15 protein-coding genes are annotated in these 19,756 nt (G+C 47.8%); 14 read left to right on the top strand and 1 reads right to left on the bottom strand.

Features of this window, described 5'->3' with window-relative positions; translation table 11 throughout:
* Positions 1 to 36 precede the first annotated feature (36 nt).
* The 13 genes from BM056_RS03985 to BM056_RS04045 all read left to right on the top strand — a co-directional run bounded on the left by BM056_RS03985 (position 37) and on the right by BM056_RS04045 (position 17,813).
* Positions 37 to 2,202: an NHLP family bacteriocin export ABC transporter peptidase/permease/ATPase subunit gene (locus BM056_RS03985; protein WP_092468929.1), complete on the top strand. Its 2,166-nt coding sequence runs from the start codon at positions 37 to 39 to the stop codon at positions 2,200 to 2,202.
* A gap of 27 nt (positions 2,203 to 2,229) precedes the next feature.
* The gene (locus BM056_RS03990; protein ID WP_092468931.1) at positions 2,230 to 4,950 is read left to right on the top strand and encodes an NHLP bacteriocin export ABC transporter permease/ATPase subunit; all 2,721 of its coding nucleotides are present in this window, start codon (positions 2,230 to 2,232) and stop codon (positions 4,948 to 4,950) included.
* Positions 4,951 to 5,222: 272 nt separating this feature from the next.
* On the top strand, positions 5,223 to 5,534 hold the full coding sequence (locus tag BM056_RS03995; RefSeq protein ID WP_092468933.1) for a hypothetical protein: 312 nt from the start codon (positions 5,223 to 5,225) through the stop codon (positions 5,532 to 5,534).
* Between the two features lie 272 nt (positions 5,535 to 5,806).
* Entirely contained in the window at positions 5,807 to 6,193 is a 387-nt protein-coding gene (locus BM056_RS04000) for a Nif11-like leader peptide family RiPP precursor (RefSeq protein ID WP_092468935.1), read from the top strand.
* Between the two features lie 124 nt (positions 6,194 to 6,317).
* Positions 6,318 to 9,521, top strand: a complete 3,204-nt coding sequence (locus BM056_RS04005) for a type 2 lanthipeptide synthetase LanM family protein (protein ID WP_092468937.1) — start codon at positions 6,318 to 6,320, stop codon at positions 9,519 to 9,521.
* Between the two features lie 43 nt (positions 9,522 to 9,564).
* Positions 9,565 to 9,933 carry a Nif11-like leader peptide family RiPP precursor gene (locus BM056_RS04010; protein WP_165613365.1) on the top strand — a complete coding sequence of 123 codons (369 nt, stop codon included), beginning with the start codon at positions 9,565 to 9,567 and terminating at the stop codon, positions 9,931 to 9,933.
* 431 nt (positions 9,934 to 10,364) lie between these two features.
* Entirely contained in the window at positions 10,365 to 10,718 is a 354-nt protein-coding gene (locus BM056_RS04015) for a Nif11-like leader peptide family natural product precursor (RefSeq protein WP_092468941.1), read from the top strand.
* A 197-nt stretch (positions 10,719 to 10,915) separates the two neighbouring features.
* On the top strand, positions 10,916 to 11,266 hold the full coding sequence (locus BM056_RS04020) for a Nif11-like leader peptide family natural product precursor (RefSeq protein ID WP_092468943.1): 351 nt from the start codon (positions 10,916 to 10,918) through the stop codon (positions 11,264 to 11,266).
* Between the two features lie 157 nt (positions 11,267 to 11,423).
* A complete protein-coding gene (locus BM056_RS04025; protein ID WP_092468945.1) occupies positions 11,424 to 12,791 on the top strand; it encodes a radical SAM/SPASM domain-containing protein in 1,368 nt (455 codons plus the stop codon).
* A 664-nt stretch (positions 12,792 to 13,455) separates the two neighbouring features.
* Complete coding sequence (locus BM056_RS04030; RefSeq protein WP_131820718.1) at positions 13,456 to 14,265, top strand: hypothetical protein; 810 nt, start codon at positions 13,456 to 13,458, stop codon at positions 14,263 to 14,265.
* Between the two features lie 138 nt (positions 14,266 to 14,403).
* A complete protein-coding gene (locus BM056_RS04035) occupies positions 14,404 to 16,875 on the top strand; it encodes a LuxR C-terminal-related transcriptional regulator (protein WP_165613366.1) in 2,472 nt (823 codons plus the stop codon).
* A 117-nt stretch (positions 16,876 to 16,992) separates the two neighbouring features.
* Positions 16,993 to 17,232 (top strand): DUF2442 domain-containing protein, encoded by a 240-nt coding sequence (locus tag BM056_RS04040; RefSeq protein ID WP_165613367.1) that lies wholly within the window; start codon positions 16,993 to 16,995, stop codon positions 17,230 to 17,232.
* A gap of 38 nt (positions 17,233 to 17,270) precedes the next feature.
* Complete coding sequence (locus BM056_RS04045; RefSeq protein WP_092468953.1) at positions 17,271 to 17,813, top strand: sigma-70 family RNA polymerase sigma factor; 543 nt, start codon at positions 17,271 to 17,273, stop codon at positions 17,811 to 17,813.
* Between the two features lie 258 nt (positions 17,814 to 18,071).
* Here the strand turns inward: BM056_RS04045 and BM056_RS04050 are convergent, their stop codons facing one another.
* Positions 18,072 to 18,359: a hypothetical protein gene (locus BM056_RS04050; RefSeq protein ID WP_092468955.1), complete on the bottom strand. Its 288-nt coding sequence runs from the start codon at positions 18,357 to 18,359 to the stop codon at positions 18,072 to 18,074.
* Positions 18,360 to 18,516: 157 nt separating this feature from the next.
* Here BM056_RS04050 and BM056_RS04055 point away from each other — a divergent pair, with 157 nt between their 5' ends.
* The gene (locus BM056_RS04055; protein WP_092468957.1) at positions 18,517 to 19,650 is read left to right on the top strand and encodes a DUF7005 family protein; all 1,134 of its coding nucleotides are present in this window, start codon (positions 18,517 to 18,519) and stop codon (positions 19,648 to 19,650) included.
* Positions 19,651 to 19,756: the final 106 nt, after the last annotated feature.

Genomic DNA, 19,756 nt, shown 5'->3' on the forward strand with positions numbered 1-19,756 from the left:
TCATTTTACTAGTTCATTTGCAACGGGGGTTAACGGGTGAGGAAAAAAAGTATTAAACGGGCTAAGGTTCCCACCGTGCTGCAAATGGAGGCGGTGGAATGCGGGGCGGCTTCACTGGCCATGATCTTGGCCTATTATGAAAAATATGTACCCCTTGAAGAGGTAAGGATTGCCTGCGGGGTTTCCCGTGATGGCAGTAAAGCCAGCAATATCCTGAAAGCGGCGAGGAATTACGGGCTGGAGGCCAAGGGTTACCGCAGGGAACCGGAAGCCTTAAAGGATATGAAACTGCCGGTGGTTATTCACTGGAACTTCAATCACTTCTTAGTGTTGGAGGGCTTTGACAAAGGGGTTGTTTACCTGAATGACCCCGGCAGCGGACCCAGAATCGTTTCCGAAGAGGAGTTCGACCAGTCCTTTACAGGAATTGTGCTGGCATTCGAGGAAGGGCCTGATTTTAAAAAAACCGGCGGTAAGCCAAGTATAATAACTGCCTTAAAAAAGCGGCTGAGGGGATCGGAAACCGCCCTGGCCTACGTAATTTTGGTGGGGCTGGCTTTGGTCATACCCGGTTTGGTTATTCCTATTTTTTCTAAAATATTTGTTGATGATATTTTACTGGGCGGGAAAGAGAACTGGCTGGTCCCCCTGCTGCTGGGGATGGCCTTGACTTCCGTATTACGGGGTGTCCTTACCAGCTTGCAGCAGTATTACCTTTTAAGACTGGAAACAAAAATAGCTTTAAGTTCTTCCGCCCAGTTTCTGTGGCATGTGCTTTGTTTGCCGGTGGAATTTTTTACCCAGCGCTATGCCGGTGATATAAGCATGCGTGTACAGAGCAATGACAGGGTGGCCCAGCTCCTGTCGGGCCAACTGGCAACAAATGCCTTAAACTTGGTCATGATTATTTTTTACTTTGCCCTGATGGTTCAGTATAACATTTTACTGGCGCTGACCGGCGTTTTGACCGCCGCTGCCAATATCTTTTATATGAAATATGTTTCCCGCCGCAGGGTGGATCTAAACCGGAGACTGCTGCAGGATCAGGGCAAGCTAAGCGGTACCGCCATGTCCGGCCTGCAGATTATTGAGACCCTGAAAGCATCCGGAGCGGAATCCGACTTTTTTGCCAGGTGGTCGGGATACCAGGCCAAAACCTTAAACGCGGAGCAGGAGATGGGAGTTTCCACTCAGTTTTTATCGGCTATACCAACCTTCCTGACTACTCTGACCAATACCGTGGTTTTAGTTTTAGGTGGCTTTCTCATTTTCAAAGGGGAACTGACCATAGGGGCGCTGGTTGCTTTCCAAAGCCTGATGAGCAGTTTTTTGGAGCCGGTTAACGGGCTGGTCTCCCTGGGCAGCCAGCTTCAGGAAATGGAAGGGGATATGAACCGCCTGGATGATGTTTTGAAATATCCCGTTGACGAGCAGACGAGAGAGGACCTGCCGGCTGATGGTATCAAGGATGATCATGAAAAGCTGGAAGGATATGTCGAGCTGCGTAACTTGACCTTCGGTTACAGCCGCCTGGAGCCGCCGCTGATTGAGGAATTTAGTTTAAAGCTGACCCCTGGCTCCCGGGTGGCACTGGTAGGAGGGTCGGGGAGCGGCAAATCTACGGTTGCAAAATTAGTCTCAGGAATTTACAAACCGTGGTCAGGGGAAATTTTGTTTGACGGAAAGCAGAGGAAAAGCATGTCCCGTTTGGTTTTAAACAATTCACTGGCGCTAGTGGACCAGGAGATCTCTTTATTTCAAGGGTCGATCCGCGACAACCTTACTTTATGGGATAAAACTGTGTCTGAATTTGATTTGATCCGGGCGGCAAAGGATGCCTGCATTCATGACGAGATTACCGTTAAAGCGGGCGGGTACGATCAAATGCTGAGTGAAGGCGGAAATAACTTCAGCGGTGGGCAGCGGCAGAGGCTGGAGATTGCCAGGGCTCTGACCGGTAATCCTGCGGTTTTGATTATGGATGAGGCGACCAGCGCCCTTGATCCGCTGACGGAAAAAAAAGTGGATGAAAGAATTCGACGTCGCGGCTGCACTTGCATAATTGTTGCCCATCGTTTGAGCACCATCCGTGATTGCGACGAAATTATAGTTTTGGATCAAGGGAAAATAGTTCAGCGCGGCACTCATGATGAGTTAAAGGATGTAGAAGGGCGTTATGCTGAGCTGATTAAGGCTATTTAAGATCATAAGAAATGCTGGTGGGTGTGGATGAAAGCAAATCCTGACTTTTTCCTAAAAGAAGGGACAAGGGTTGGACTGGCGGGAAACAAGCCTTTACTGATAACTGACCCGGGCAAGCTGTGGGTGGTTGAACAGGGAAAGGCCACTGTTTTTTCTGTTCAAATCTCTAATGGTAAAAACTGGGGTGAGAGAAAATTTTTATTTGAGGTGGAAGCAGGGGGAATCATTTGCGGCGTCAGGCCGGAAGGGGAAGAACAGGCCGGCCTGCTGTTGTCAGGTTTACCGGGTACCCGCCTGCTGCAAATTGACCTGGCCGGTTTTCACCAACTGGTGAAGCAGGATTTCGACAAAACACTAACCACCCTGCTCAGCCAGTGGATTAATCATCTGGCTAAAGACATTGCAGCCGGAATAATGCCTGAGATCCAGATTCTTCATGCCACTGAAGACGTGATCTGGATTAAACATTCAGCCTTTGGTGACGATCTTATAACCTTGGACCAATTTCACAGTCTGGCCTTACAGGCAATTATTGACGACCGCCAAAAGCAGAAGCAGGTTGAAAAAAAACGGCTAAGGGAAAAAGAAAAGACTAACCTGCTTTTTTTTGAAAATGCCCTCAAGGGAATACTGTCTGTTGCGGAACCGGGGCGTACGGAAGATGTATTGGAAGATGTTGCGGACGACCCCCTCTTGGCGGCCTGCCGGCTGGTGGGCAGGGCCATGAGGATCGAGATGGTTCCTGCCCCCCGGGCTGAAAAAGGAATGGCTAAGAAAGATCCCCTTGGTGACATTGCCAGGGCTTCCCATATACGTATCCGTCAGGTGGCCTTAAAAGGGGACTGGTATAAGCGGGACAATGGCCCCCTGCTGGCTTACCTGGAAGAAGACAATCGACCGGTAGCCTTGCTTCCACTGTCAACGACACAATACCGGCTGCACGATCCGGCCAATAAAGCTGTTATTCCGGTAAATGATCAAATTGCCGCCCGGGTAAAGCCCTTTGCTGTTGCCTTTTACCGCCCGTTTCCCAAAAAAGAGCTAAACTTGCGCAATGTTTTAACTTTTGGCCTGGAAAGCTGCTGGAAGCGGGATCTGGCGATGGTTGTGTTAATGGGTTTGCTTGGCGGTTTGCTGGGCATGGTCATCCCGATAGCTACAGGAATTGTCTTTGACACCATCATTCCCGGGGGAGAAAAGGCACAACTTCTGCAAATTGCTTTTTTCCTCGTTGCCGGTGCCCTGGCCGGGCTTTTGTTTCAATTAACCCGCTCCCTGGCCATGCTGCGGCTGGAAGGGCGGATGGAGGGAGCCATCCAGGCGGCTGTCTGGGACAGGCTGCTCAGCCTGCCGACCCCCTTTTTTAAAGAATATACATCCGGAGAGCTGGCTATGCGGGCCATGGGCATAAGCCAAATCCGCAGGATGTTATCCGGGGTGGTCATTACTACCATCATCTCCAGTTTATTTTCTTTCTTTAACTTTGGCCTGTTGTTTTATTACGATTCCCGGCTGGCGGGTGTGGCCACTATCCTGATAGCAGTGGCTGTAGCTGTGACTGCTTTCTTTCAATTCAGCCAAATGCGTTACCAGCGGCAATCGGTTGATAAGTCCAATAAAATTGCCGGTTTGATATTGCAATTAATTGGCAGTGTGGCCAAGCTCCGGGTTGCCGGTGCGGAAAAAAGGGCTTTTTATTTATGGTCAAAGGAATTCACCGGCCTGAGAAAAGTTACCTTTAAGAGCAGAACCATATCCAACCGGTTGGCTACCTTTGACTCGGTTTTTCCAATAATCACTTCTATGGTTATTTTTTATATTCTGGTAAGTGTACAACATAATACTATGGGAGCGGGCAAATTTGTTGCTTTTAATTCGGCGTTAACCAGCTTTATGACCGCTATTATTGCATTATTCCAGGCATTAACCTCAATAATCGTGATTATCCCATTGTATGAAAGAGTTAGGCCAATTTTGCAGACCTTACCGGAATATGACGATTCAAAAAGCGACCCCGGTGAATTGACCGGTTCCATTGAGGTTAGCCATGTTTCTTTTCGCTATAAACAAGAAGCGCCCCTGGTTTTGGAAGACGTTTCTCTGCAAGTTCAGGCAGGGGAATATATAGGCATTGTGGGGACCTCCGGCAGCGGGAAATCCACTTTGTTCCGTATTCTGCTGGGGTTTGAGAAGCCGGAATCGGGCCAGGTTTATTATAACGGCCAGGCTCTTGAAAAAGTGGATATTCGTTCGGTGCGCAGGCAGCTGGGGGTGGTTCTGCAAAACGGACAATTGATGTCGGGAGGTATTTTCACCAACATCGTAGGGGCAAATATCCATTTAACCATGGACGACGCCTGGGAAGCAGCCAGGATGGCCGGACTGGATCAGGATATTAAGGCGATGCCAATGGGTATGCACACGGTGGTCAGTGAGGGGGCGAGCACCCTGTCGGGAGGGCAAAGACAAAGGCTGCTGATCGCCCGGGCCATTGTCAACAGGCCTAAAATCGTTTTCTTTGATGAAGCTACCAGTGCCCTGGATAACAGGACTCAGGCTATTGTCAGCGAAAGCCTTGACCAACTTAGGGCGACACGGATAGTAATTGCCCACAGGCTGAGCACAGTGGTCAATTGCGACAGGATTGTGGTAATGGATAAAGGTAAAGTCGTTGAAAACGGAACTTATGCGCAATTAATGGAGCAGGGCGGTATGTTTGCGGAACTGGCCAAGAGACAGCTGGCTTGATAAAATAGGAGTCAGGAGTCAGGAGTCAGAATAATAGAACCGGGCTAAGGTATTCTGGCTCCTGAATGCTGAATAGTAATAAATTTTTTTAAGAAAAGTATGTAATGGATAGCGCCTTGCGGCGTATTAATAAAGAGGAGCCTTATGATAAACAGTGAACCGGAGTTTGATCTCGTTAACCGCCGCTAAGACTCCCGCCTCTACCAAATCTTCTTTATTACGCAAGCTGCTTAAGACCGGTCCGGGCTTGCTGCCGAGGGGTGAAATACGATATGAATGAACGGGAATTAGCTGAACGCTTCAGCAAAGATATTGATAGAATCATACAAGATAATAAAGCGAAAATCACACCGGCAGGACCGGACCGGGAAGAGTACATGAAAACTATTGAACTGGCCAGGCTGCTGGCGGAAACCGATTTTAGCGACGAATGCAAGATAACCCGGGACCTCCGGCAGCGTTTGCTGGATAAGATCAAGGTGCTTGGAGGCAGACAGATTGAATCACCAGAACTTGATGAAGATGATTTGGAAAATGTGGCCGGTGGCATAGAGCCTCACCATGGACACCAGCCGGATGAGTAAAGACTCAATGCACCAGGAATACACTGTTTTCAATCCTAAAAGATGTGGTAAAGCGAAAGGAAACCAGTGACCCGCCAAGAGCTTGGTAAATAACTATCAAACTCTTGGCGGGTCATTGGTTTTTTTCATCTCGCACTATAAACGATGCCTGGGAAGCCGCAAAATGTGTTACGGGTGGTCTGTGTGAATGAAAATGCAAAAAAGTTTGTAATAAAAAGATGGTCAGATCGTATTACCCATTAGGAAATTAAATAAAAAAAGGAGAGACGAGCATGTCAGTGGAAAATGTGAAAAGCTTTTATGCAAAGGTAAAAGAGGATGAAAAGCTGCAACACCAAATTAAAGAGCAGGCGAAGGGCACTGCGGAGGAAAGCATGCAGGCATTGGTCGGACTTGCCGCCGCGCAAGGGTTTCCATTCGATAAAAAAGATTTGGAGGCGTTTATCGATGAGGAGACAAAAAAATTTAACACACAGGGTGAATTAAGCGATGCAGAACTGGCTGAAGTAGCTGGTGGTGATCTATTTCATTGGGTTGTGTTTTCGTTGGCTTCTTTAGGAGGTGCCTGTACTGCTTCAGCACTGACTAACGTTACAATAAAACACTGTGTTTTAGATGAAGAACCAGTTAATCCTAAACCGAATATGATTCTTCGCTAGAGTTGCATAAAAGAAATCAGAGGCTTCACAGGGTATCCGGACTGCAATTGTTAAATTGGTACGGGAACAGGGCTTCAAATTGACAATGTATGAAAAGATAAAAGCGAAACGGTAGGTAGAGGGTATGGCATTGACAGAATACCAGAAAACTATGCTGGCGGCCAGGGGCGCTTTCCTGCATGAACGGATGGGTGGCAAAACCAGGCCGTTGCCGGCCGGGCAAGGGGAGGACTTGAGCAAGTCAAGGTATAGGCTTTGGCAAGAGAAGGCGGGAGGTAACGGGGGTAACAAGGCATTTCTAAAGAGGTTGAAATTGGATAATCTCACCGGGGGAATGGCACGGAAGATTTTACGTGATACGGTCTGGAATGAGGATCATCCTGTTCCGGACTGGGTTACGGTGATTGATGAGATAATGAAATTGTTTCCGGCGGATGTAGCTGAACTGCAGCAGGAGATGTTCTTGGCGGCAGAAAAGGAAAACCTGTCAAACCAGCACATGGTTTGGGCCGTGCTGCCTTTTGTTGATTATGCGGAAGGATTGCTGCAAAAGAAACTGGGTCCTGATGTTGAGTTGTTTTCCCCCCGGTCTTTTTCCAACATGAGCGCATCCCTGGTTAACTCCCTAAGTACATTGTGCTTTAATACTTTGCAGTACCGTTACAGAATCTATGCCGCGGCTAAAAACCCTGTCAACTTTTTACTCAACATAAAACGCACTAGGAAGGAAGAACTTTTAAACCAGCAGCAATTTACCGAACATGTCCTGAAGGAGGGCTGGCGGGAGATACTGCTGGAGTTTCCTGTCCTGGCCAGGTTTATTGCCACGACCATTTCCCAGTGGGTTGAAAACTATACCGCAATGGCGGTATTTTTGAAAAAAGATACAAAAAGCCTGGAAAAAGTCTTTTGTGACGGCAAGCCGTTAGGCCAGGTTCAGGCAATAGAAGCCGATTGGTCTGACCCGCATAATCATGGGAAATGTGTTAATATACTCAGCTTTGCATCGGGTATCAGGCTGGTATTCAAGCCACGAAGCCTGTCCATCGACCGGAGTTGGTCCAAATTCAACGACTGGCTTGGTCAAAATGGCATGACTTCATTTATTAAAACACCCGTGGTATTTGACGGCGGTGACCATGGATGGGCGGAATTCATTGAGCGCCTTCCTTTAAAGGATAGCAAAGAAGCCGAAGAATTCTACTTCCGGGCCGGTGTCTTGCTGGGACTGTTATATGTTCTGGGGGGCAACGACTTCCACCGGGAGAACTTGATTGCCCGGGGCGTCTGTCCGGTACTGGTAGACACCGAAACACTGCTGCTGCACAGAGTAAGACCCTTTCAAATGGATGCTGCAGGTATGGATGCCGCCTGCAAGGCCCTTGATGTTCTAAGTGATTCGGTGCTGCGTACGGGTTTATTGCCGGTATGGAAAGTAGACGCTTCCGGCAGGTCGGAAGATTTAAGCGCTCTGCTTGGAGGCAGTGAAAAAGACGGCAACTTGCCGGTATTGTCGGGAAAACAGTTAACCGTGCGGGATTACCGGGAAAAACTCCTGGAAGGGTTTTCCCATATTTATGATTTTATGCTTGCCCACCAGGAAGCACTTATAGGGCCGGAGTCGTCTTTTGACCTGTTTAAACAGAGCAATTTTCGATTTTTAATCAGAAACTCTCAAATTTACGGGGACATACTGGACCACACCACAAAACCGGAATTTTTACGGGACGGCCTGCTATATTCCCTGGAAATTGAAAGGCTGGCCCCCGCATATTTATTATCCTCGTCTGAGGAGATTTTACCGGAGGTTTGGTCCCTGTACCTGTCAGAAAGTGAGGCGCTGCACCGTCGTGATATTCCGCTTTTCTATGGGGAGGCGGAGGGACTGGCAATAAAAGATGAGTCAGGTGTCGTGTATGGCGATTATTTTCTCCAATCGGCCGTAGCAAGGGCCAAGGAATTGGCCGGCCGGCTCAGCCCGGCGGATAAAAAGACGCAATTGGGGTTAATTGAAAACGTTCTCTCCATGTATGAAAAAAACCCTCACGAACCATCCGCGCCAATACCTGCCCGCGCGAAAATCAGACTTGACCGCCTGCCCGGCTTTGATTACGGGCTGTTAATAGATGAAGCGGAAAAAATATATGAACAAATTATTAATATGGCTATTACCGGCAGCAGCGGGGATATCACCTGGATTGTACAGCAGCATGATATACGGACCCAGAGGCTTACCCTGGGGCGCATCGGTTTCTCCTTCTATGACGGGATACTGGGATTAGGACTGTATATGTCGGCGCTGTATCATCTAACTAAAAAGCCAGAGATCAAAGACAATGCGTTACGCACTGTTGATGGTTTTAGAAAAATATTAACAGATACTGAAAATCCACTGCCCGTCCGCCGGCTTACACTGGGTCTGGCCGGCGGGGTGGCGGGAATGGCCAGAACGATTACGGCCATGGGTGACTATCTGGAGGACGCATCCCTCTGCCGGGATGCCAGGCGCATACTGCATAATATTCAGCCGCAGCAAATTGAAGAAGACAAGGCGTTTGATGTAATGGCCGGCTGTGCCGGGCTTATTTTAGTGTTGGTAGAGGCATACAAGCGGTTTGGTGATGAGAAATTGCTCCAAGCGGCCCGGTGGTGCGGCCAACGACTGCTTAGCGTCAGAATAGCGGCCAAATCCGGACACATGGTTTGGGACTCGGAATTTGCCGAAGAGCCGCTGACGGGGCTTGGTCACGGTGCGGCAGGCATTGCCCTGGCGCTGCTCCAGCTTTATGAATATACCAAGGATAGGAATTATTACGATGGCGCCCTGGAGGCGCTGGATTATGAGAGCGGTCTATATGATGAAAGATACAAAAACTGGCCGGACCTGCGCAGCAATCCCCGCAAGACCGGGGGAGAACAGTATTCTATGGCCGGCTGGTGCAGCGGTGCGCCCGGGATAGGTCTGGCGCGAATAGCAGGTTTAGATAGACTTAACAGTGATGCGGCCCGTAAAGATATAGAAAATGCCATTGCCTTTACCCTGAACTACCCGCTGGACTCCAGTGACCATGTCTGCTGCGGCAACAGCGGCAGAGTGGACTTCCTGGTGGAAGCGGCTGTAAAGCTGGGCCGGCCGGAACTGCTGGCTGAGGCCCGGCAGAGAATGATGGCAATGGTACTCAGGAAGCGGCAGACCGGCGCCTATACTTTAAACAGCAGCAGTACCGGAGTAGTATTCAACCCTTCGTTTTTCCAGGGAACATCAGGCATTGGCTATGAAATCCTGCGTTGCCTGGAGCCGGAAAAAATTTATAGTGTGTTGTATTGACACTGAAAAACAGTTTTTGATTAGGGAGCGATGTAAAATGTCAATGGAAAATGTTAAATTATTATTTGATAGCCTGGCAAATAATGAGAACCTGCAAAAACAATTAAAGGATTTACGCCATAAAAAGAACGAAGAAATGATCAATGAAATAATTAAACTGGGAGAAAAACAGGGCATTCAATTTACCAGAGAAGAATTTTATGAGTATATTGCAAAAGCAACCAGGCAATCTCAAAATGAAGATGACTTAAGTGATGAAGAATTGCAAGGGGTGGCGGGAGGATTGAGCGGCTGGATAGCAACATCTGTCGTTACATGCCCATCATCAATGATTATGAAGGTCATTTATCAAGGTGATTATACCTGTATTGCAGATAAAGATGTTGAAATACCAGGGATACCTGGATTGTAAAACCAGCGCGGCGCCTCAACTGTCGAGGTTTTTATCTTGGGCCTCTGAAACTGGGGAACAGTTTCAGAGGCCCTCAACTATTTCCTCCACCCTTCCTTATCTTTATTTAGCATTCTATGACATACCAGTGCTCCTTTCTATGCACAACCCGATTTTCTAAGACCTAAACAGCCGGACGAGCAACAGCCGGCCATGCCATCAGATGTTCTTCAGTCAACTGTGTTGGGGCCTCGGCGATGCCGGGGCTAAAATTATTAATACAAAAAAACTACTGAAAGTGTGTAATGGATAACCGGTAGCAACGTATTAACATACAGCAAGTCAAAAACAAAAGGGCAGGTAAAATGGTCAAGCAGGCCGCTTGAAGACATTGCCCAATTTGCTGTTCAACCCCCGGGGATTAAACCCTAAATGAAAAGGAGTGGATTTAAATGTCCAAGGAAAATGTTAAAAAGTTTTATGAGGCTGTTGTCGCGGATGAAGGGCTCAGAACGAGATTGAGCGATATTAGCAAGCAATATCAGGGTGAAACAATGGATGAGGAAAAGAGCGCCGAGCTGGTGGAAAAGTTAATTTTGCCCATAGCGTCGGAAATGGGTTTGGAATTTACCATTGAGGAACTGCGGCAATATGAACAAGATTTGGGGCAGGCAAATGTGAATCGTGAGCTTGACAGTAACGAGTTGGATGCTGTAGCAGGTGGACTTAGTGGAGGAGCCTGTATCATTGTTGGTGTCACAGTTGGAGGCAGCGGTTTTTGTTTTGGTCCTGGGGTGATTCTTTAAGTATACATCCTTGATGCTCCAGTACACTATTAACCAATTTTATGTAAGTAAGACTCGTCTTCGGAAGGAGCGAACTTAGATCAAGCTATTCAGACTATAGATCTCCAGCCTCCAGGTACGGTATTTTACGGGATGCATAGCGAGATAGGAAGTAAGATTATCGAGAAACAATAAAGAATAAAAAGGAGTAGATTTAAATGTCCAAGGAAAATATCAAAAAGTTTTATGAGGCGGTCGCTGCGGATGAAGGTCTTAGGACGAAATTGAACGATCTTAACAAACAATATCAGGGTGAAGCAATGGATGAGGAAAAGAAAGCCGCGCTGGTGGAAAAGTTAATTTTGCCTATAGCGGCAGAAATGGGTTTGGACTTTACCCTGGAGGAACTGCGGCAATATGTAGAAGACATGGGTCAGGCAAATGTGAATCGTGAGCTTGACAACAACGAGTTGGATGCTGTAGCAGGAGGTGCAATAGGAGCCTGTCTCTTGGTTGGTGTGCAAGTAGGTATGATTGGTTTTTGTGCTGGTGCTGGTTTTGTTTTATAAGCATACATCCTTGATGCTCCAGCACACTGGTAATTCCTAATATGTAAGTAAGCCTTGGCTCCGAAAGGAGCGAACTTATTCAAGACAACCTGTAAGATCTCCGGCCTCCGGGTACGGGATCTTACAGGCTGTATAGCAAAATGAAAGGAAAGTAGAAATGTACCTACGATTAAAAGATAAATTCGTCTTGCGCGGGTGGGAGGGTATACCGTACGGCATGACTGATACCGGCACCGGGCGGACCATGCTGTTGGATACCATAACCTTTCAGGCGGCAAGCTTTTGTGACGGAAAGACGGACCTTGCCTCGCCGCTCATATTACCTGCTCACAAAGAAGCAATTGATAAGCTGGTTAAGGAAGGTATTGCCGGGGAATGCGCCGGAGGCGAGGGCCTGGCCGGGCACCAGAAGTACCGCCGGACAGAAGCGCGCTTTGCCGATTCGGTGCACTGGTCAATTACCGGCAAATGCAACCTGCGCTGCCGCCACTGCTTTCTGTCGGCGCCCCAGGCCAAATACGGCGAGCTGACTACCGAACAGTGCCTGGAAATAATCGATCAAATTGCTGGCGCCAATATCGGCAAGGTCAGCCTGACCGGCGGCGAGCCCCTTGTCCGGCGGGATTTCTGGCAGCTTGTGGATGCTTTAAGAGAAAAAAGGATTGCCATACACCAATTATATACCAATGGCGTACTGGTAACCGACGAGCTTTTGCAGCAGTTGCAAACAAGAGGCATAAAGTGCGGTATTTACTTGAGCTTTGACTGCTGCGGCTGCCACGACTGGCTGCGCGGCGTGACGGGAGCGGAGCAGGCGGCTATTGCAGCAATCAAGCGGGCGCGCCGGCACGGTTTCGAGGTGGGTATAGAAACAGCGCTGCATAAAGACAATCTCAATAAACTGGCCCAAACCTATGAACTTTTAAAAGCACTGGGCATATCCTCCTGGAAAATATCACCAACGATGAGCGTCGGCAACTGGGCGCACGAGCAGGGGCAATACGACATCCCCATCAAGGATTTATACGATGCCTATCTGCAGCTCATCAAAAAACACCACGGGGATGGAGCACCCTTTGCCCTGATGCTGGGCGGGTTTTATTACTGCGGTAAAGAAAACGATCAATACATAATCCCTTTGATTAAATATGACGGTACGGAAAAGGCGCTCCGGCAGACAGTCTGCAGAAGCTGCCGCATAAATCTGTATATTATGGCCGACGGCAGGCTGCTTCCCTGTATCCCGATGACCGGTACGTACATGGAAAAGGAAATGCCGAACCTTTTGACCACAACCATCACCGAGGCCATGAATAGCTCGCGGTATTTTGACATCATTGATACGAGACTGGAAAAACTGTTTCGGGAAAACAATGAATGTGCCGGCTGCGAACATAAGCTGAAGTGCGGTATGGGCTGCCGGGCCAATGCCATTAACTGTTCAGGCAGCTTTTACGGTGTAGATGCCGGCAGCTGTTATTTTTTCAAAAACAGATATGAAGAAAAGATAAAGAAAATTTTTTAAACATTAAAAGTGTATAAATAAGATCTACAGCCAGACAGTTTAAACGGTCTGGTTTTTTACTTTTCTCTCAATTATGAAATTTCAAAAGGAATTGAGCAAAAAATGCTGAAATATCCAGAAGGATAGAGCGGCACTAAAGTATATAAGCCAGACTGTGGCGATTAAGCAGATGATATTTGGCTCTCAAAAACAATAAGATAGCCCTCGGGCGGTTAATCCGAGAGTGTTACGTTACGATATAATATTTTAGGAAGGGACTGTCAAAATGTATGAAATGATTTTATCTGCTTGTATTCTATTTGCCATTTTGGTTTTGGGAGACATAATTTCTCTAAGAACAAAAGCAAGGGTTCCGATGATGTTTGTAGCCTTAATAACCTACCTTATCCTAACATGGGTCGGAATGCCAAAGGATTTTCCCACGGTTTCCAATCTTGGGATGTTTGGTGAGCTTATGATTCCTCTATTGGTTATCCACATGTCTACTCTTGTACCTCCCCACGAATATATCCAACACTGGAGAGCAGTGGTAGTTGCTCTTATTAGCGTCACAGTTTCTGTCCTGATTATTATTTTTGCCGGCGGGTTAATATTTGGCTATCCCAGTGTGCTGTCCAGCGCGGGTGCAGTCTCCGGAGGCGGTGTAATTGCCGCATTGGCGTCAATGAAAAAACTTCAGTCAATTGGCCTGGGGGCACTTGCTGTTATTCCGTTAGTTATGGTCGCTCTCGTAGATCCTATTGGTCAGCCTATTGCCGCAAATATGCTCCGAAAATATGCAAAAGCTCTAAAACAGACAATAAAAGCTGAGACAATTATTATTGAGGCTTGTGAACAGCTTGCTGCTGCAAGTGATGTAAAAAACGTGCCTTATGGCACCGATGAAAACCCCAGTATCAGATACAAAGCAATTATTCCCAAAGAGTATGAAACTGAATTTGTAATGCTATTTAAACTTTTTGCACTCTCCTTTATCGCAGTTATCCTGGAGAAATATAGCGGTATTAATATGATATTCTGGTGTCTTGCATTAGGGATAATAACCACGCATTACGGAATTCTGCGGGGAAAAATGTTGGAGAGAGCAAATTCTTTAGGTATAGCTATGGCCGCACTGTTATTCTATGCCTTCACAATGATGAATGATATCACTCCGCAGGTTTTGTTACAGGAAATAGTAACTGTCGTGGCTATACTATTCATTGCTGTTATAGGCTTGATTCTAGGAGGTTTTTTAGGTGGTAAAATGGTCAAATGGCCAAAGGAATTGGGCATGGCCGTAGGTATAGGTATTATGTTTGGGTTTCCTGGAAATCTCATTGTATCCACTGAAGTGTCCAGGAGTATCGGTGAAACTGCCGAGGAGAAAAAATATATTTTGGAACAACTATTACCGCCTATGCTCGTTAGCGGTTTAGCGGGATTCGCCATTGCCTTGGGCATCACGGTAAGCATTTTGCTTAAAACATTATAATAAGGCAATCTAATCAATAAACCAGCTAATAAAATTAATAATTTTATAAATTATTTTGTTTATAAGATGTTTCGTATATAAAGATCAGTTTTAATTTCACTAACTGGCGAAAAGCCCCCAAACATGGAGGATGACACTATGATTGAAAAACAGGCTTTTCAAACCAATATCCATTATTTTTCTCCATGGCTTCTTAAAAAGCTGGGAGGTATTCTAACCGCGCCGGTAACGGTGGTAGAAGCCCCTTCGGGGTATGGCAAGACCACGGCGGTGCGGGATTATCTTATGGACAACCTGCCCAAGGGCACACCTGTCTATTGGTGGAGCGCAGCCGAGGACGCGCCGGGGACTTCTTGGACGAGGCTGTGCCGGGAGTTTGAGCATATTGATCCGGCGGCGGGAAAAGAACTGCTTTCCGCCGGCTTTCCCAGAGTGATGACTGCCTGGGAGATCGGACAGGTAATCGGCAGCCTCCGCTGCGATACGCAATCGGTGCTGGTGCTGGATGATTTTCATTTTTTGCAAAAGGAACTGCCCCGGACCGTTATGTCGGTGCTGCTCTCCTACGCCGGAACGAAGCTGCATCTGGTCATCATCACCCAAACGGTGCGCCCATTCTCCCTCTCTTTTTTTGAGCAGGCGGGCGTCCATTACATCCGGATAGAGGACCTGCGTTTGAATGCGGAAGATGTTCGGCACTATTGCCGGCTTTGCGGTGTTGCTGTTTCACAGGCTGAAGCCGGGCAGCTTTACGGATATACCGAGGGCTGGATCGTGGCGCTCTATCTCACCGTGCTGCAAATGCAGCGGGGAGAAGGGCTTTCTCCGGGCCTCAGCGTCCTCCAACTCATGGAAAATATCGTATGGGATGGCTTGAGCAGTCAGGGGAAAAATTTGTTCTTTCACATTGCGCTCTTTTCCGGTGTGACAATCGAGCAGATTTGCTTTTTGCTCCAGGCCGATCCCCTGCCGGAAAGCGTGTTTACCCTGCTGGAAGAAACGCCCTTTGTCCGTTACCAGGCTGAAGAGCGGCGCTATGTGCCCCATGCTATTCTCAGGGAAATGCTGCTGCGCAGGCTCAAGGCGGCGGATACCCAGACGAAAATCAGCTGCTATAGCCGTGCAGGTGCATGGTATACACGAGCGGGTGAGACTGTGAACGCCCTCTCCTGCTTCTTTAAGGTGGAGGATTATGATTCCATTCTCTCCCTGCCGTTGACCGGGCTGACCCTGGCTCGAATCGACGGCGTATCCTTTACCCAGCTTGCTGCCGGTCTTTTGGCTGATTGTCCTGCGGCGATCAGGGGCAAATACCCCATCTCACTGCTGCGCATTGCCTATGCCCTCATTGGAGCCGAAAGGCGCGAACAAGCGGGCGCGCTACTGGAGGAAATCAAGAACATCATCGGGGAAGTGGAGGACGAAACTGAGCGCAGTGCTTTGTTGGGGGAATGGACGCTGGTTTCCGCCTACATGGAGTTTCCCGATATCGAAAAAATGGAACCCCTGGTCCAAAAGGCGGCTGAGATGATCGGAGGCAGATGCAGGACGCTTACAGCAAGTGAGCCCTTCGCTTTTGGTCTGCCCCTGATGATTTTCTTCCACCGAAGGCCTGGCCGGCTGGAGAGGGAAATCCAGGCCCTTGCCAACGTGGCGAGCCTGCTTTATGCCCTCACCGGTGTGAAAAGCGGTGCGGATGTGCTGCTGAAGGCCGAAACAGCCCTCTATCGCGGATGTCTTCCGGAGGCGGAGCCCCTTTGCTATCAAGCCGCCTATCTGGCCGAAGGTAGCGGGCAGTGGACAGTGCGGACAGGAACGGTCAATTTGATGGCGCAGCTGGCCGTTAAGCGCGGCAGCAATAATGACTTGTCGCAGTATATCAAAGAATTGGAGGAAACAGTAGGCACGGATGCTATATGTCCTTTTGTCACGCAAATGCTGCAGACGGATTATTATATGTGGCTGGGCCTGACCGAATTGATTCCCATATGGGTTCGGGATGGCAGAGCAACCTTCTCCGATGCACCCTCATGGGTAAAGATTTATTTGGGATATTTCCATCTTGGTGTCCTTTTGCAGGAGGGAGAATATATCCGGCTGCTGGGGGCGGCGGAGGCTGCCATATTGGAATGCCGGGAACTGGGCTATCTGATGGTGGAAATATACATGCATATCATAGCGGCAATGGGCTGTTTTAATACCGGACGGCGCAAAGAGGCTTTTTCCCATGTGCGGGAAGCCCTTGCCAGAGCCATACCCGACGGTATCTATCTCCCCTTCATGGAATTTAAATCGGTGCTGGGCGGTTTGGTCGAGAATGCTTTTGCCGAGCTGGGTGAGAGGATGCCGGAGGAAATCGCCACAAGCGGACAGTTAATCAGTGATAACTGGAAGCTCCTGATCCGGCTCAGCTCAGAAAGCGGGACGCTGCCCCACGGCCTGACCGAGCGGGAAATGGAGGTGGCTACCCTTGCCGCCAGGGGCATGAGCAACAAGGAAATCGCTTCAGTATTGTTTATTTCGGAGGCTACCGTTAAATTCCACCTGCGCTCTGTGTTTTCCAAGCTGGGCATCAACCGCCGAAGCAAGCTGGCGGGGATTCTTGAATAAAAAAATTGCAATAAAAAACTATCCTTTCGAACGGGGCGAGAAATAAAATTCTGCTTTATTATATAAGGCAGAATTTTTCTTTTTTACGACAAAAACACAATGGAGGTACTTTTTTTAATGGGAACCATTCATTCAGTCATCCCTTTGGAGGGCTATCGGCTGCTTATAGAGCTTGATACCGGTAGTAGCATTATCGTGAATTTAGCGGGTAAGCTGAAAACCGCTCGCTTTGCGGAGCTTTCCGATCAAGCGGTATTTAACAATGTAAAAATCTATAGGGAAACGGTCATATGGGGAGACGGTGTGTTAAAAATACCGCTGTTCGAGCTGATTAATGTTGCTGTCAATGGTATGTAGAAGGATATTCGTAATGTTTTATCAGGAGGATCTTAGTCATGGGAAGAAATGAAGGAGATTTAGAATGCCGGGCTATTTATGACCCGGCTGACTTGATCAAAATTTACGATTATTACTTGCCCCGCGTCTATAAATATATACGCTACAGGATCAATAACCAGGACGAGGCTGAAGATCTAACCAGCAAGGTCTTTGAACAGGTGCTGACCAATATCGGAAGATATAATCCCGAACGGTCGCCGTTTACCACATGGATTTTTACCATTACCCATAATATCATTACCGATTATTTTCGCATGCGGAAGCGGCGCCAGATTGTGTCCATTGATTTAATTGGTGAGCTGGCATGCGCCAGAAGCGGGCCGGCTGATGCGGTAGTTCAAAACGAAACGCGGGAAGAACTGTTAAGGACATTATTCAGGCTGAGTGAACGGGAACGAAATATTATCGGACTTAAGTTTGCGGCAGGTCTGAGCAATCGTGCGATATCCGAAATGACCGGCCTGACTGAAAGCAATGTGGCCGTTATACTTTACAGGGCTTTAAAAAAAATGAAGTCTGATTTGTCGACTGAGAAGTGAATGAAATAAAATCGCACCTGAGCTTTCACCAGCCGCTTTGTTTTCCTTCTCTTGCTTAAACCGATCCCGGACGCTCATTTTTGTTGGCCTCCTTAGTATTTTTTTTGAACGGTTTACTTTGACGAAATGCCCATGCCAAAGTTGTCCGTGAATGATCTGTAGCTGTCGCCCCTTACGGATTCATCAATATCTACCTCTGCACTGTACGATGCACAACTCCCGCTCCAATTCACCCTCCAGGTGACTGCACTGGACATATCAGATTTCAAAGCCGCCGGCGACTGCGTTGAGCTCATTTTCCGTTAGCTCGTCCCCGTCCAGCAGGGACGCAATCCTGGCGGCCACCTCCGGAGCATGCTCGATAACAATGTCGTCCAGCGTATCTCCGGTCACCCGGATCCGGGTACCGTCGGCAAAACTGAACCCCTCCCGGCGAAATGTCTCCAGCGGATTTGCCAGCAGTTCTTCCCGAAATGCTGCATCCGTTTCGAACCTCTTTCTAAAATGATTGAAAAGCCTCTGGAATCTCTCGAATTTTTCTCCCATGCAAAACCTCCTCGTTTATCTTAAACCATTATCATACTTTCCGGAACAGATACGCCTCGTGCGGGCATCAGCGGTTTTTGGTTTCTGTATGTTAATACGTCCCAGCTGGTTTTTCATTACACTTTTTAGTAATATTTTTTATGATAGGGGAAAGGGGATGATCGCTATTGGCAAAAAAATATACAGCGACATTTTAGCTGATTTCGGAGCTACAGAACCGGAAATTCTGGAGTTACTGGCATATAATAATAATTTTTTCGACCGTGAGCTGTTAGAATCGGTATCTTTTCCCCTTGCTGACGAACCATTTATAGAAGCATGGGAAATGTACGGCCGGGAAGCTCAGGAAAAAGGAACTTTTGCTGTACTGCGGGACCGTCTGGTGCAGTTTCGTTTCCCAATCCAGTCAGGGATCAGCCGGACAGAAAGTTATCGCTCGGCAACCCTGAGGGGGAAATGGGTTGAAGTACCCCAGGCAGGTTTAACATTGGCATGCCCCGAAAAACTGGAGCTTTATTTACACCAGACTCTGGCGGGCAAAATCCCGATACTGTTTACAAGGCACAGGCCGGATTTCGTTACACTGGTGCAGGCCTTGGCCCATCACAACGAACCTGGTGAAATTCCTGCTTCCATGGGAGCTTGCCTGATAAAGGGGTACAATAACTGGGACCGGATTCAATTCTACAGAAACAAATGGCAGGAGGAAAACCCTCTCCAATGCAGCGAAAAGGATTGGCCGGAAGAATTTAGGAAGTTAATTCCCCGTAAAGAACTGTACCAGGATACTTTTATTATTTTAAGTGATGGGGATTACAGTGGTATAACGGCAGAAGAAATGAAACTAACCTGGGAAAAATGGAGAGAAATGTCACTGGTTATTCGCCGGGAACACGAGGCGACCCATTATTTTACCCTGCGTGTTTTCGGCCTGGCCCGCAATCATATCCTGGATGAACTGATTGCCGACTTTATGGGGATTATCGCTGCCACTGGTTCCTACCGGTCCCATTGGTTTTTGCGCTTCCTTGGTTTGGAGGATTACCCTGCCTACCGGGAGGGTGGCAGGCTGGAAAATTATCTCTGCCACACAAAACTCTCCCAGGGGGCTTTCAAAATACTTCAGCGTCTGGTAAAAAGCGCAGCAGAAAACCTGGAGCAAATTTATCACCAATATGGGGAAGGAATAGATTGGCAACCGGTGGTTTTTACCGGCCTGACCATGATCGATCTTGTTTCTAAAGATGCGGAAAAATTTTTGCGAAACTCCGGGGCAAGTAATTATTTATGACTAAAATTTATTCAGCCATTGTGTAATGAAAGCCCGGCTATAACGTATTAACATACAGAAGCAAAATTCCAGTATGGAGCAAATCAAAAATAAGGAGGGATAAACA

The sequence above is a fragment of the Desulfotruncus arcticus DSM 17038 genome, assembly GCF_900113335.1.
Taxonomy (GTDB): Bacteria; Bacillota; Desulfotomaculia; order Desulfotomaculales; family Desulfallaceae; genus Desulfotruncus; species Desulfotruncus arcticus.

Bases quoted from the DNA above. Each gene is read 5' to 3' on its own strand.
- BM056_RS04005 (WP_092468937.1), top strand. From the start codon at position 6,318: ATGGCATTGACAGAATACCAGAAAACTATGCTGGCGGCCAGGGGCGCT.
- BM056_RS04030 (WP_131820718.1), top strand. From the start codon at position 13,456: ATGAAAAAACTTCAGTCAATTGGCCTGGGGGCACTTGCTGTTATTCCG.
- BM056_RS04040 (WP_165613367.1), top strand. From the start codon at position 16,993: ATGGGAACCATTCATTCAGTCATCCCTTTGGAGGGCTATCGGCTGCTT.
- BM056_RS04035 (WP_165613366.1), top strand. From the start codon at position 14,404: ATGATTGAAAAACAGGCTTTTCAAACCAATATCCATTATTTTTCTCCA.
- BM056_RS04025 (WP_092468945.1), top strand. From the start codon at position 11,424: ATGTACCTACGATTAAAAGATAAATTCGTCTTGCGCGGGTGGGAGGGT.
- BM056_RS04010 (WP_165613365.1), top strand. From the start codon at position 9,565: ATGGAAAATGTTAAATTATTATTTGATAGCCTGGCAAATAATGAGAAC.
- BM056_RS04055 (WP_092468957.1), top strand. From the start codon at position 18,517: ATGATCGCTATTGGCAAAAAAATATACAGCGACATTTTAGCTGATTTC.
- BM056_RS04045 (WP_092468953.1), top strand. From the start codon at position 17,271: ATGGGAAGAAATGAAGGAGATTTAGAATGCCGGGCTATTTATGACCCG.
- BM056_RS04000 (WP_092468935.1), top strand. From the start codon at position 5,807: ATGTCAGTGGAAAATGTGAAAAGCTTTTATGCAAAGGTAAAAGAGGAT.
- BM056_RS04050 (WP_092468955.1), bottom strand. From the start codon at position 18,359: ATGGGAGAAAAATTCGAGAGATTCCAGAGGCTTTTCAATCATTTTAGA.
- BM056_RS03995 (WP_092468933.1), top strand. From the start codon at position 5,223: ATGAATGAACGGGAATTAGCTGAACGCTTCAGCAAAGATATTGATAGA.
- BM056_RS04020 (WP_092468943.1), top strand. From the start codon at position 10,916: ATGTCCAAGGAAAATATCAAAAAGTTTTATGAGGCGGTCGCTGCGGAT.
- BM056_RS04015 (WP_092468941.1), top strand. From the start codon at position 10,365: ATGTCCAAGGAAAATGTTAAAAAGTTTTATGAGGCTGTTGTCGCGGAT.
- BM056_RS03990 (WP_092468931.1), top strand. From the start codon at position 2,230: ATGAAAGCAAATCCTGACTTTTTCCTAAAAGAAGGGACAAGGGTTGGA.